Source organism: Geodermatophilus sp. SYSU D00814 (assembly GCF_054050055.1).
In genome coordinates this window covers 1-13,630 of sequence record NZ_JBJGYP010000060.1, presented here as the reverse complement: position 1 = coordinate 13,630, position 13,630 = coordinate 1, and the positions used below count along the sequence as shown (strand labels likewise).

Genomic DNA, 13,630 nt, shown 5'->3' with positions numbered 1-13,630 from the left:
AGCTACATCGAGGGCTTCTACAACCCACGGCGCCGGCACAGCCGGCTGGACAACCTCAGCCCGGCCGACTTCGAGAAGATGCTCACGACACAGAACGAGGCGTCCGCCTGACGGGGGTCACTTCAGACATCGCCACACGCTGCGCGTGCTTACCTCGGCTCGACAGAGGCCGAGGACCTACTTCCGCAACGTCTTCTCAGGCGAACGCCCACCCCCTCGGGGCTGGGGCGAACGTTGCTTGCCTCTATCACCTGGTGGGTCGGGTAGATGCTGACGCCCTCATCGTCAGGCTGGCGGCCCTCCACGAAGCAGAAGTTGTTGCTGGACAGCACGTCCCGCTCATTGAGGGCCTGCGCCTAACCGCCCGACCGCCGGTGTCGAGCCGTCGAGGAGGTCCTTTGGCTCAAGGATGAGCCCGACTGACCGAAAAACCAGCGCAAGACGCCTGACCGGTCAGGTCCAAAGCAGCCATCCCGAGCCGAAAGACTCCAGTGACTACCTTCCTCATCGTTATGGGCGCTGTAGCTGTCCTTGCCCTACTTGTCAAAGCGGCGAGTGCAACCTCCGCGCAACAGGCGGCGGCCAGTGCCACCGCATTGGGACCAACATTGCCGCGCGCCAACGTTCAGCAGTTGCTTGACCGACTTTTTTATGGACTCGAGGTAGTTGGAGCTCAGAAGTCGACGATCTTGTTGGCGGAGGAGCGTCATCCGGCTGAGCGGGGTGAGTTGGTCATCGGGACTCGACGCATTCACTTCGTGGCTTACGACAAGGCAGGGTACGGAATTGCAGGCATCTGCTCCTTTGAGATGACCGACGTGCTGGCCGTTCGCCGCAAGTCACAGGATGTGCTAATCATCTTCGTAGATGAACCTAACCCGACCGGGCTCCTTGGTACGAATCGACCTCCGGCAGTTACAACGCGCTTTGCCTTCAGGATGGATAATGTTGCTGGCTGGCTTGAAACCTTCGCTAAGCAGCACAAGACCTCGTCGTACCACGACTTCGACAACTATTCTGACGATGAGTTGATGGAGCAGCCGATCGTTGACTGGACTCAGACAATCGCCCTGTACCAGAAGTAGCGCTGGCCAACTAGACCCCAGTAAGGCGCGTGAGTCCCTGCAGTCCGTCGTCCGCGACGCGGCGCAACCGTCCTACTGTGAGGACACGTCAACGTGTGACGAGTGTGGCCGCTGCAACGGCGTCGATCCCGGCCTGTGCCGGCTCAAGCGATGGCGCGGCCTGCCGACCCGGTAGGACAAGCACGCTCGAAATGGGCCTGCACCATCACCCTCGCCGCGCTGCCGACCTGGCTACCATGATCCTCCAGACATGTCCGAGTGGGCCGCTCGAACCGCCGCGCTTCGAAGTTGCGTCAACCGAGCACGAGGACCTGTGGGCAGCGACTTGCGGCCGTACCGCTCCTCGTTCCATAGGTGCAAGGCCTTGTAGTCGCCGTCGACCTGATGGCGTGGTGGATGGCGAACCGGTTGGATCGGGGCAAATGAACCCGAGCCTGTTCATGATCGTCGACACGGTGAGGGCGCAACGATGAGGACCTTCGACTCTCCTCATACTCGCATTTCCTCGTCAGCCTGAGGCTCGTGCCCCGTAGGCCTCGCTGTCAGCCCGACAAAGGTGCATTGACCGGGCGACTAGGGCGCGTGAAGTTTAGTTCGGCTCTGCTTTGGCTTGCCTTCACTGCTACAGCCTTCGGTTGTGCCGCCACTTCTGCGCCCTCCAGCGCACCCACGTCGGCTCCGCAGGAGAGCACGTCTGCTCCGCAGGAGAGCACGTCGGCTCCGCAGGAGAGCACGTCGGCTCCGCAGGAGAGCACGTCGGCTCCGCAGGAGAGCACGTCTGCTCCGCAGGAGACCACGTCGGCTCCGCAGGAGACCACGTCGGCTCCGCAGGAGAGCACGTCTGCTCCGCAGGAGACCACGTCGGCTCCGCAGGAGACCACGTCGGCTCCGCAAGATCCGCAAAGCGGCGGCGACTCCACTAGCGATGGTTCCAGCAGTTCCCCCGAGCAGTCAGAGACTTCCTCCCCGCGACCGACGTACGACCGTGGAGCACCAACTAGCGCCCCCTTCTACAGCGTGCCCGGACCCATCGGAGGAGGCGATTTGGACCTGACGCCCATAACAAGCAGCGACGCTCTCAATGCGGGTGATGTACAGATTGGCGAACAGGTCGAGATGTATTTCCAGGTAGGAGAGGATGGCGGGCCCCCCGTGAACCAAATAGTGCGGATTGCGGGTCCTAACGGCGAGGACTTTCACCTAGGCAGCAGGCTGTGCATACCCCAAAGCTCAGATGGACGATGCGATTCGGCTGGCCTCCTATGCTCCGATGAGCTCTGTTGGTTCTGGGTTGCGTTTGCACCGTCCGAGGTCGGGCGTCGGACAGCGGTTCTTGAGATCGGTTCGACGAGCTATGAGCTAACTGGCGTGGGAATCTCCGGTACCAGGAGTACTGAGGGCTCGGAATTGGAGAGCGATGCTCCCGAGCCTTCCCCGTCCAACTCTCAGTCACCTCCCGCCCAAGGCACTGACGTTCAACCGACGCTGTCCACTAGTGCCGAGCCTTCGGCGCTGACCGATTGAGGGACAGTGAGGGCGTCTGCAGGAGGACTGGCGAGGGGGCGACGGTCCGTGGCCGCCGCAAATGGCCACGGCAGAAAGTCGCAGACGCAACAGCCTCTCGCGGAGGCGGAGTCTCGCGAACGCGCGGGTGGCGAGCAAGCCAAGGAAAGCCCGGCCGGAGGGACCTTTGAGCATGTTGTTGCGCTATTAGCCCCCGGAACCCTACTTGGCGCCCTAATGTACTATTTCGGATGGGCCCGCACGCACGCGTTCTACGGCTATTTCGGCATCGACGCCGATAGCCTGGGTTTTTCGGCGACTGACTACATCCTTCGGAGTGCCACTGCCCTCTGGCCGCCGCTGGTTGCAGCAGCCCTAATCTTCCTAGTAGCGCAATGCGGTCTTGTTCTCTGGGGTCGATATGTGACAGGAAAATCCTGGGCGGGCCGCTTGCGGTTCGCAGTAATCCTCCCCATGTACATTTGTGCGATTGTGCTCATGGTGATAGCTGGTTACAAGATTCTTTTCTCGTCATCGCCCCTCATCTTTACAACCCCACTCTACCTTGCCGGCGGTTTTGCCCTAGCCGCATATGCGCGAGGATTGGCCAGGCCCCTCGATGACAGACTGGGAAGAGCTCAGTCGACTGTCTCTCGTGATGCGCGAGCCGAGGTGATGTCTTCGAGAGTCCTCTGGGCGACAGTCGCCCTAGCGCTATTCTGGGCTGCGGCCCTCTTTGCCGACAACCTCGGTCGTGACGTCGCCCGTCATCTTGAATCCACACAGTTTGCAGCCACTCCAGACATCATGATGTACAGCAAGGATAAGATTCACTTCAACGGGGACGGAGTCCAGGAGGAAGACTTGGGATCAACCTACTCCCCCTATCGCTTCCGCTACGAGGGGCTGAAGCTATTGGTCCGGGGTGGCGGTAAGTTTGTCATCATTCCATATTCTTGGCGGACGGAAAACGCGTTCGCCGTCATTGTGCCCGACGACAAGGATGTACGGATTGTGTTCTCTCCAACATTCTAAAGATTAGTGAGGTCTCTCAACTCTGACCGCTTGACCGGTTTCATCGCTGGTCCCGACTGGGGTCCACAGTGAGGCACAGGCTCTCGGGGGGAAGATCGTCTCGCCAAGCCTCTCTTCCCCGAGAGTCCGCTGCATCTCATCGTGCCCACCTGGACGTGTCCTTACCGGTGTTGAAGGCCGAGACCGGCTAGATCGCCCGGCACCATCGGCGGCCCGGAGCCCGTCCGGTACAGCGGGCCGGCACCGTGTACGTCCAGGTCGTGCTCGTGCTGCGCTGGCTGCGCCACCGCCTCGACCTGCACACGCTCGCCGGCGAGGTCGGCCCTTCCATCGCCACCGCCCCCGGTATCTGCACGAGGCCCTCGACGTGATTGCCGCGCACGTCCCCCGCACTGCATGACGTCCTCGAGCGCGCGCACGCCGCCGGGCTGCCCTTCGCGAGCCTGGACGGCATCCTCATCCCGACCCACCGGATCGCCGCCCGCGCGGATCGCGGCCATCACCTGTGGTACTTGGCCAAGCATCACGCCTCCGGCGGCAACGTGCAGGTCGTGTTCGACCCGACCGGCATTCAGCTGTGAGTCTTGAGACATCCGGGCCGGCTCCACCCACGACCTGACTGCCGCCCGAGAACTGGGTGCTGCAGGCGCTGTACCTGCACGCCGCCCGCGGCCTGCCAGGGCTGGCCCGACAAGGGCTACACCGGCGTCGGCGTCGGCGTGCTCGTTGCGACCCGCCGCCAGCCCGAGGGCCCGCTGCACATCAAACAATCGCTGCTACAACCAGCTGATCACCGCGCTGCGCGCGCCCACCGAACCCTGCAACGCCCTGCCCGGCCGCTGGCGCGCCCTCGACCGGGTCACCTGCGCTCGCAGCGCAGGTGACGTCCCGCTGAGTGGTGGATGTAGTCCTCACCGTGCTGGTCAGTGGTGTGGTGACTATGACGCGAGGATGGGCGGTGCCGCCAGTGCTGGAGTGGCGTCGATCGGGCGGATGGCGGCCATCGAGCCCTCGGAGAGGTAGCGGCGGTCGGAGACCCGCCATTCGTCGTGGGCCCCGACCAGCACGGCGCCGGCCAGCAGCTCGCCCCAGCCATGAAGCAGGCCTGTCTACTTGGGCATTGCTGCTGGTGCAGGAGCGGCTAGGCGGAGGCCTGCCATCAACTCGCACCGAGCATCTCGCACAGCAGCCTGACGATCTCCTCGCGTCTGAGGCCGTCAGCTCGTTGATCTCGGCCAAGGCGTTGTCGAGGTCGCTGAAGCTGCGCCTAAGCCTCTGAGCAACCACGACGACAGTTTCGGGACGGTCCAGACTATGATTGACCCCGGCGCGTAGGCGGAGTCCTCCTGAGCGGTCAGTGTCTCGGACTCGATCAGGGCTATACGTCCGAGAGCGTCTTGGCGTCGGCGGCGGTGGAAGGTTCTCTCAATGTCAGACGACGAGCGCCAGGCGAAGTTCGGCCAGGGTCTGCCACCGCCGACGGTTGAGGACATTCTTCGGCAGCAATCTCGGCGATGCCCTTAGGAAGCCTGGGAGGGTGTCACGGAAGGCCTAGGGTGCAGTTAAATGTTCACATAAGGGTCGTACTCGGGCGGCCGGTATTCGGCCAGTTCGACCTCGTCAGGCGTATCCTCCTTCGGAGATACTTGCCAGCTTCCTGGCCAGCTCATGGCTAGCCCAATGTCTGCAGCAATAGTCGATGACGACCAGTATTGACCGTGCTTCAGTAGGGTGTTAACCCGCCGATGCCAGCGCATCCTCGGCGGCAATCCCGACCGGCCAAGGGCGTTACCCGGCTCTCCGTACAGCCGTTGCCCTCGATCGAAGACCCACCCAAGAGCACTGTCCCTCGGAGAGTAGTAGACGTGCTCCGTCGGTGGATTCTGTGGTGTCCCAAGGTCCATATTCGGCTGACAGAAGCTAAGTGGTACTGCCGGAGCGAGCAGGAAAACTCCTTCGATTCGGGCACCCTCATACGGCTGGTGTTCTAGGCGAATGAATTTGAGCGCCTCTAGGGCTACACGACAACCGAGTGAGTGGCCGACGATGAAGACCCTTTGATGCTGCTTGGTCCGACTTGCCAGATGTGTGGCAAGAAGTTGCCCCGAACGGGCCGCATCCCCGGGCCTGGCGGCGTAGCTCAAGATGGACTGGATCTTATCTGGCAGGTCGCCTGGCCATTGAAAACCCCAGGCACTAGCTAGATCATTGATTGATCGCAGCCACAAGCTACCCATCAGCCTGTTGACGAACTCGTCCCAGCTCTTCCTCGCGCGGGCCGGGGAGTTCTGGTACCCATGAATCAATATAAGGAGTGTGCGGGCCCTATGGTCCAACTCTGAGCCCTCGACGCGTACCGAGTTGAGGAGGCGCGGGCCGCCCGAGACACCGCGAACGGTCAACTCATTGGTGACTCTGCGACGCGGACCGACATGATCCGGTCCTAACTGCGACATGCGTCACCGCCTCCATCTTTCTATGGTTGCAGCAGCGTCTCGGACGCTCCATGAGAAGAAGCCACCGAGGACCAGCGCGGATAATACATACATTCCCGCGGCCCGGCTCTCAACGCCGGTCAATTGAACAATTATAAAGCCGACGGCACCGCTCAGCCAAATGGCGGTTCCGCGGACGTAGTTCTTCCAGCCCTCGCCAACGTCGGTATGCATAGAGTCCACCCCCGCCCGGATCGCTTGTGCAATCTCCGTCTCTGCTCGCTCCGAACCTTTGTATAATTCCGGGAGATGCATGCCGGTGACAGCGGTCATGAGCTCAAAGTAGCGTTCGGGTTCTTGTGCAGCCACATCCATGGCTGCGTATAGCTGTGCTGCCAGTCGCTCGATGGGCAGGTCGTAGAATCTTGCAATCCGCCGACTGGTTGAGTACCGTGACAGGCCGTCGAAGCGTCGACGAAAGGCCAGACTATGGCGCCTGTAAGAAAGGGGCTCTGCGCTAAGCGCCTTGAATTCAGCCCCGGTGAGGATGCCAGCAAGTCTCTCCAGTTCCAATTGAGCAAGTCGCGACTCTTGCTGGTCAGGTCGCGGCTCGTCATTCACCCTCGGCGAGCGCTCATTAAGCCAAAGCTTGATCTGGCGTCGCTGGTAAATGCCACGTAATCCTGCAAGTCGCTTCGTGACCTCGAGGATGGCAGCAGCCGAGAAGCCCGCAAAGAGCGCCGCCCCTGTTAACTGGAGGCCCAGCGACGCTGGGGCTTGATTGAGTAGTGGCTCGCTGGCAGATTGCGGAGTGAGGCTTGATCGCGAAAGGAGCACAATCGACCACACAAGGAGGGCCAGCGTGGCAATTAGAGGGAACAGATTGCCGAGCAGCGCGCCTGCCAACCTGACGATCCTCGACCGCCTCATGGGCGAAGCGTCTCGCGCGTGCGGCAGGTATGGCAAGGCATCATGCGCTCAGGGTGCCGGACTCTGAGGTCGGCCTAGTAATGTGTGCCGCTGGGGGTGACTGCAGTCCGTAGGGACCGCTGCATGACCGTGCGTGGCACCTCCTCAGGACACTAGGCCTTTCCCGGTAACGACTTCGTCAGCCTGTTGACCATGCAGTGCGGTCGTGCGTGTGGTGAAGCAGGACCAGAGCCGCGGCGGTGATGCACCGATGCACCGCGGGCACAGGCTGACCCGACGCAGCGCCTTGAGGCTGGTCTTGAGCAGCGAGTTGCCGCGTTCGGCCGACGCGCGAGTGGTGGCGTGCAGCAGGTTGATGCAGCGCTCGTCGGCGGTGAGTCGGGGACCGGTGGAGTGCTTGATCGGGCAGGTCAAGGCGCCGCGTTCGCCTTCGCAGCCCAGGTCGGCCAGGGCGGCGTGGGCGTCGTCGTTCGACTCAACCGGGGCCGGCAGTGCCTCGGGGTGGGTGCACAGCGCGGTGGTGTCATGCTCCCGTCCCGGCCGTACCGGTGAGATCGAGATTGGCCAGCCATCGGGGACGGCGATGGCTTGGACGCGGCCGCCGTGGGCGGCGTGCATGCCCGACCACCACAGATCCACCCGCCGGTCGGATCCATCAGCACGGGCTGTCGGTCCGGCGACGAGACACCGATCAGCGGGGAGGAGCGTGCCATCCACCGTCACATGCGAATGACTGGCGGCGCGGGCAGCCAGCAGGGCACCGCCGCGCGGCCTGAGTGCGCTGGGCGAGGACGTCGTGGCCTGCATGCAGGTCGCGGTAGGTCGTCGAGCCGCCCATGTCGTTGTCGGCGGCCAAGTGCGCCAGCCGGGTGCCGTCGGGGAAGCAGCGCAGGACCAGCACCGCCTGCCCGTAGCAGCCCAGCGTCCGGCGCTTGAGCTGGGGTGCGGCGTCGACGCCGGTCGGCGGCCAGCAACGCCGACACGAACTGCACGGTGCGCTCTTCGACGGGGAGCCCGTCGGTGTAGGTGACAGGACCGGACACAGCAGGACCTCGGGTGGAGAAGACGGTCTGCGAAAAGACTTGCCTCCTACTGAGGTCCTGTGTCGTCTCCGGTCAACTGGCGCCGTCGGCGTGGCGCTCCTGACCTGCGGCTCCTCCGCTACAAGGCAAGCCTCACTGAGGCGGCCTCGTGACCGCCGTTGGCGGCACCCGAGGAACGTCCCAAGGCATGTCGGCCGCGCGCTGTGGTGTGGCGTCGGCGTCGTCCTGAGGGGCAGAGATGCAGGGAAGATCAGCCCGTCGACGGGGCTGGTGTGCTGACATGAGGGGAGTAGGTGTCGGCTGGCACGGCGTGGGGCTCGTAGTCCTTAAAGGACTCAACGAAGGGTCCCGAGCCTGGGGTGCTGGACTGTCGTTCGTGACATCCTCTGCGGCAGGGGACTACAGCGGGTCAGCGACGCCCGTCTTACGGCATTGCCCGGCGCCGTCCATTAGCTAGTGCGTGGGCGTCCTGTTCGCGCGACATTGAAGCCACTACGCCGAGATTACCCATGAGAAGCCGACAGGCTAGCCTGAAGCGTTAGGAGAGCGTGTCGCCGGGCTACACGAACGATGCTTCTGCGCTAGGTCGCCGCTACTGCCTTGCCTGCCCTTCGGCGGCGCTCGAGGCCATCAAGGATTGGAATCTAGCCGGACGAGCGTGCCACGAGTCGGATCATCTGCGTTGGAGCAGACGGCCCATCCATCCGGCCACTTCCGGTTCTTGCTGAGGCGCGCATCATCAACGTTCAAGACCTGAGCTTGATCGAGCACGGGGGCGCCGGAGAACCTCGCCCCGTCGAACCGGATCATCTCGGAGAAGGCCGCCCTACGGAACACGGCGTTCCCGAAGAAGGCCGCCCCCTCAAACCGGGCGTCCTCGGAGAAGGTCGCCCCCTCAAAGCGGGCGTCCTCGGAGAAGGCCGCTCTGCCGAACACGGCGTTTGCGGAGAAAGTCGCCTCCTCGAATTCGGCAATCCGGAAGAAGGTCGCTCCGCCGAACACGGCGTTCCCGGAGAAGGTCGCCCCGCCAAACTCGGCGTGCCCGGAGAAGGTTGCCTCCTCGAATCCGGCGTGCCCGGAGAAGGTTGCCCCCTCGAATCCGGCGTGCCCGGAGAAGGTTGCCCCCTCGAATCCGGCGTGCCCGGAGAAGGTTGCCCCGTCGAACCAGGCGTATCCGGAGAAGGTTGCCCCGTCGAACCAGGCGTATCCGGAGAAGGTTGCTCCTTCGAAGAGTGCGTGGGTTACTAGTGTTTCCCGCAGGTCGACGTTGACTAGGTTGGCTTCGGTGAGGTCAAGGCTGATACCGGGCCAGAAGGTCACCTCTGGAGTGGCCCTGATGGCCTGGGCGTCCGCCGGTGAAGTACCGGGCGGACGGCGGAGATGGGCGGCGAGGAGACGCTGGGCGGTTTGTCGGACCAGCAGCTCCTGGACTGTGTTCCGTTCCGACTCTTGGTCGGTGACATCGGGCGGGGGCGTATCCCTCATGCGCTCGGCTCGTGACTCGGTGGCTAGCCCGTAGCGCTTGGGAGGCGTGAAAGGCATCCGCAGGTAGGCGCAGAGCACATCGACGACGGCCTGGCGGAGCACGGAATCGTCCTGGGCGAGGCGCTCAAGTGAGTACATGGCACCCAATCGGATAGGAGCCTCGGCATGGCCGAGCTGATCGATCGACTTGGCATACCTGTCGCGTCCATCGGCCTCGCGGCTCGCCCGGTGCGTCTCCAGTAGCAACTGTTGGTTGAGCCGTATCGTGCGTGCGGTGAAGTACAGCCCCGCTCCTGCGGCGCTCGCGGCAATAAGTGCGGCGGCTACAGTGAGAATCCCGCTTCTGGTGGTGGCTGTGGCCTGCGCTGCCCCCTCTTCTGCTTGATACAGGTCTGGCGCTTCGATCCATAAGGTCACTAGTCCGGTGATCAACAGCAAGGCCAGCAGTGCGGGCACGATCCACCACCATGGACCTCGCGAGCGAGGCTTGTCGCTCGGCCCGTCGGCTGCCACAGTCGCTTGTTCTACCGTGACGTCCCTCGAGTGTCAGCACGCCCGAGTCGACCACCTCCAGGAGCGGCGTGTTGCCGGCTATCGTCCGGACTCTGCTGACGGTCGGTGCATGACCTAAGGGATCGTTCGCAGGCCTGACGTGAGTCCACTTCCGGACCCTGCGCATCGCCCGGAAGTTCCAGACTCCCGGCTTCGTCTCGCATCACCGGTGGTATCTGACGTTGATTTGTCGATTATCCTGTCAGTAGTCGCGTAGTTGGCTACGACGGGAGCGCGTGTCCCGGGCTCCCGCTTGCTCGATCAGCAGAGGAGCGATGCGTTCGCGGAGTACCGCGCGGACTGGCTCACGGGTGATGTCTTCACCGCGGCGCAGTACGCGCAGGCCATCGACTCGCTTGGCGCGGACTTGCCTACCCGGCGCTGGTGAAGCACTCCGACAGGAACACGGTCCTCGACGCAGCGCATGAGTCCCTTATTAGTGGACTCCCTGCCCACGCGCAGCAGGGGCAAGGACTTCCTAGTGATAGGCGAAATGCCAACTGCCGTCATCGGCTCAGGGGGCTGTCGGCTGATGCGCCGGGCGCTGCGAGAACGCCTGCAGAGTGATGTCCTCGGGCACGCCAATCCTCGCGCCGATTAAGGCCAGCCTGTCTGGGAGCGTTGCCGAGTTCCAGTCGCAGTCAAAGTGGTCGATGGCGCTTAATGCGAGCCGCCGGGCCGCGCCTACGCCGGTCCTCCGGCCAATCGCCTGAAGCGTCTCCAGCAGTGGATAATGAAACTCGCTTTGGTACATCGATCCCGGCTCAGTCATCACGAGGAAGTCGACAACGGAGATCCGGAACTCATTCCAAAACTGGTAGTCCACCGACGATGCACACCGGCCGAAGTGCCGATACATGAACCTGCCCATGAGAGCCGCCTCCTTCGCCGCCTCCCGGCCGGGGTCCGCTGCGGTGTCGGGGTTGACCTCGTAGCGCTGGCTCCCCTCCTCCCAGATGGCCCTTACCCCAGGTTCCTTGGGGTGGCGCATAAAGCCGATCTGCGGGTGCGGCGGCTCGAGCCCGAGCCGCCGCACGTACTCGTCTACCTCCTCAAGGAAGGCCTTCTCCCGGGCGTCGGCGGCCGGTCGTATACCAGTATCCAGAGCCTCGATCCGACGGGCGACCGCCTCCCGCAGCGTCGGCTGGAGCCCGCTCGCGGTACCGCTGGTCTTGACGAGCCGTCGGTAGAGGTATAGGGCCTGCGCCGAGTCGCCGGTGTGGTCGGCTACCCGAGCGACCAGATAGGTCAGCTCGTCCCATTCAGGCACTTTGTCCGGCAACGATGACAGACAGGCAAGCACAGCGCGGTAGTCCTCGGCGCTGCGTGCCCGCCCCGCGGCGGCCCGCCGGTTGAGGTCAGCGATAAGTGAAATGCTGGTAAGCAGGCCGGAGAACTCCTCCGGCCGCAGAGCACCGATGGCGCCCACGCGATCTGCGGCCATCCGGGCCTGCAGCAGGGCATAGGCCAGCGCCGTGACGACCTCACCGGGTTCGGGGGTCGTCTGCAGCCAGAGGTCGGGAAGGTCGACGCCGGGCAGGGGCGAGAGATTAGCGGTGATCAGTGCCCTGTCGGTGCCGAAGTGGACGGCTACGGTCAGTGTCCGCGTCCTCGCCGCTGTGCGATCAAGCCACGCCGCCAGGCCACCGAACTCGATGCCGGCGAGCTTGACGTCGATGGGCGGTGGATCGGGGAGCACTGTCACGGGCAGGATCACCCGCGGCGATCGCAGGATGGCCTTTGGGTCGAGCTCCATTTCCGGTGCCGGGTCGCGCGGGGTGATCAGTTCCTCGCGGGAGGCCTCGAACTCGCGCCGCAGCTGCTGCATACGACCGTGGAGCATCAGGGCCATCGCGCGGCCGAGCCGACCTTCGGGATCCTCGCGTCCGGTGACCAGAAACGGCGCGATGAACAGGGCCCTGGACCGTGCCGCACGGACGAAGGCAGCGACCGCGTACAGCATCGCCGCCAGCAGACAGGCGGCGGCAAGGGCGGCAAGCAGATCAACCGCGCTCATGACACGGGAGAAGGGAACGCTGGGCCGTCCGGACGCCGATGCGCCAGCGTGAGCTCTTGAGACGTCCTGGCGGCATGAGAGTCCACGCCCGTCATCGGTCACCCTCCACGGAAACGGTTCGCGCGCCACGGTGCCAACGGGCACGTCACCGCGTCGTCAACCCTCTGTCACCGCGAATGGAGCCAGCCTGACCCGCCCCTGGCCCAGACGAGCAAGGAGACGTTGCGGAAGTAGGTCCTCGGGCTCTGTCCGCCCCCGAGGCATCGGCACAGGCTGTGGCACATGTCGTCGCCGGCGTCTGCCCCGCCGCCGCGGCTGATTAGTGACGAGCTGTGGGCGCTGGTCGAGCCGCTGATCCCGCCGCGCAACCCGGCCGTGCATGGCCGCACCGGCCGACCCCGCACCTCCGATCGGGACGTGCCGGAGGGCATCGCCTTCGTGCTGTCCACCGACCTCGGCTGGGCCAAGCTGCCGGTCGAGCTCGGCTACGGCTCGGGCTGGACCTGCTGGCGGCGGATGCACGAATGGGCCGACGCCGGGCGTCTTCGACCGGCTGCACACCGCCGTGCTCGACCGGCTGGGCGAGACCGAGCGGCTGGACTGGTCGCGGGCCAGCCTGGACTCGGTCAGCGTCCGGGCGAAATAGAGGGGTGAGCTGACCGGCCCGAACCCGACCGACCGGGGCAAGCCCGGAAGCAAGTACGACCTGCTCGTCGATGCGCATGAGTTGCCACTCAACGTGGCCGTCTCGGGCGCGAACCGGCACGACAGCCTCTTCGTCGAACCACTCCTCGACAGCATGCCGACCGTCCGCGGCGCCGACCGCTCAAGCTGCACGGGGACTAGACGAGTAAGTCCGAACGGCCGGGAGGGTCGAAGGGCGCTGTAGACGCGGGCGGAGGGTGTTCAGGCTCGGGTTGTGACGACCGACCTCAACACCCTCCTGACCGCACTCTACGTCCGCATCGACGACTACCTGAGCCCTCGTGTGCGTGCCAGACGCCGCCCGCGGCTGACCGACTCCGAGCTGCTCACCCTGGCCGTGGCCCAGGCGCTGCTCGGCGTGCATTCCGAGGCCCGCTGGCTGCGGCTGGTGCCCGCCGCGCTGCCCGGCGCCTTCCCGTATCTGCCCGGCCAGTCGGGCTACAACAAGCGGCTGCGCTCGGCGCTGCCGCTGCTCAAGCGGGTGATCCGGGAGCTGGCCGCCGACACCGACCTGTGGGCCGACCCGGTGTGGCTGGTCGACTCCACCGCGGTCGAGTGCGCCCGCTCCCGCCCGACCGTGGCCCTCTTGGACCTGGCCGGCATCGCCGGCTACGGCTACTGCCCCAGCCATTCGCGCTGGTTCTGGGACTGCGGCTGCACCTGATCTGCACGCCGGCCGGGCTGCCGGTCACCTGGGCGCTGGCCGACCCGAAGTGAAGTGACCCCCGTGGGCCGGACACCTCCAGACTTGGCAGCAGCCAGGGAGGAGGCCCCGGTTGGGGAGGGTCAGCAAGTACTCCGAGGAGTTCCGCCGGCAGGCGGCGATGCTCGTCGTCGACG

At 64.5% G+C, this 13,630-nt stretch carries 8 protein-coding genes and 5 pseudogenes; 6 read left to right on the top strand and 7 right to left on the bottom strand.

Features of this window, described 5'->3' with window-relative positions; genetic code table 11:
• Positions 1-491: 491 nt before the first annotated feature.
• The 4 genes from ACI780_RS24175 to ACI780_RS24160 all read left to right on the top strand — a co-directional run bounded on the left by ACI780_RS24175 (position 492) and on the right by ACI780_RS24160 (position 4,204).
• A complete protein-coding gene (locus tag ACI780_RS24175) occupies positions 492-1,085 on the top strand; it encodes a hypothetical protein (protein WP_457006043.1) in 594 nt (197 codons plus the stop codon).
• A gap of 1,572 nt (positions 1,086-2,657) precedes the next feature.
• Positions 2,658-3,623: a hypothetical protein gene (locus ACI780_RS24170; RefSeq protein WP_457006042.1), complete on the top strand. Its 966-nt coding sequence runs from the start codon at positions 2,658-2,660 to the stop codon at positions 3,621-3,623.
• A 245-nt stretch (positions 3,624-3,868) separates the two neighbouring features.
• Entirely contained in the window at positions 3,869-3,994 is a 126-nt protein-coding gene (locus tag ACI780_RS24165) for a hypothetical protein (RefSeq protein WP_457006041.1), read from the top strand.
• Positions 3,995-4,204 (top strand): hypothetical protein, encoded by a 210-nt coding sequence (locus ACI780_RS24160; protein WP_457006040.1) that lies wholly within the window; start codon positions 3,995-3,997, stop codon positions 4,202-4,204.
• Positions 4,205-4,561: 357 nt separating this feature from the next.
• Here ACI780_RS24160 and ACI780_RS24155 read toward each other — a convergent pair.
• The 7 genes and pseudogenes from ACI780_RS24155 to ACI780_RS24125 form a co-directional block, all read right to left on the bottom strand.
• Positions 4,562-4,702: pseudogene (locus ACI780_RS24155) on the bottom strand (IS256 family transposase); the annotation flags it as partial.
• Positions 4,703-4,978: 276 nt separating this feature from the next.
• Positions 4,979-5,129 (bottom strand): annotated as a pseudogene (locus tag ACI780_RS24150) (IS3 family transposase); the annotation flags it as partial.
• Between the two features lie 56 nt (positions 5,130-5,185).
• Positions 5,186-6,079, bottom strand: a complete 894-nt coding sequence (locus ACI780_RS24145; RefSeq protein WP_457006039.1) for an alpha/beta fold hydrolase — start codon at positions 6,077-6,079, stop codon at positions 5,186-5,188.
• Positions 6,080-6,082: 3 nt separating this feature from the next.
• Positions 6,083-6,964 (bottom strand): hypothetical protein, encoded by an 882-nt coding sequence (locus tag ACI780_RS24140; RefSeq protein WP_457006038.1) that lies wholly within the window; start codon positions 6,962-6,964, stop codon positions 6,083-6,085.
• 202 nt (positions 6,965-7,166) lie between these two features.
• A pseudogene (locus ACI780_RS24135) lies at positions 7,167-8,031 on the bottom strand (transposase family protein).
• 630 nt (positions 8,032-8,661) lie between these two features.
• Positions 8,662-9,972, bottom strand: coding sequence for a pentapeptide repeat-containing protein (locus tag ACI780_RS24130; protein ID WP_457006037.1), 1,311 nt, complete (start codon positions 9,970-9,972; stop codon positions 8,662-8,664).
• Between the two features lie 610 nt (positions 9,973-10,582).
• Complete coding sequence (locus tag ACI780_RS24125; protein ID WP_457006036.1) at positions 10,583-12,085, bottom strand: hypothetical protein; 1,503 nt, start codon at positions 12,083-12,085, stop codon at positions 10,583-10,585.
• A gap of 282 nt (positions 12,086-12,367) precedes the next feature.
• Here ACI780_RS24125 and ACI780_RS24120 point away from each other — a divergent pair.
• Positions 12,368-12,928 (top strand): annotated as a pseudogene (locus ACI780_RS24120) (IS5 family transposase); the annotation flags it as partial.
• A gap of 76 nt (positions 12,929-13,004) precedes the next feature.
• Positions 13,005-13,504, top strand: a pseudogene (locus ACI780_RS24115) (IS982 family transposase); the annotation flags it as partial.
• Between the last annotated feature and the right edge of the window lie 126 nt (positions 13,505-13,630).

Coding starts and splice junctions, on each gene's coding strand:
- ACI780_RS24125 (WP_457006036.1), bottom strand. CDS start 12,085: ATGAGCGCGGTTGATCTGCTTGCCGCCCTTGCCGCCGCCTGTCTGCTG.
- ACI780_RS24145 (WP_457006039.1), bottom strand. CDS start 6,079: ATGTCGCAGTTAGGACCGGATCATGTCGGTCCGCGTCGCAGAGTCACC.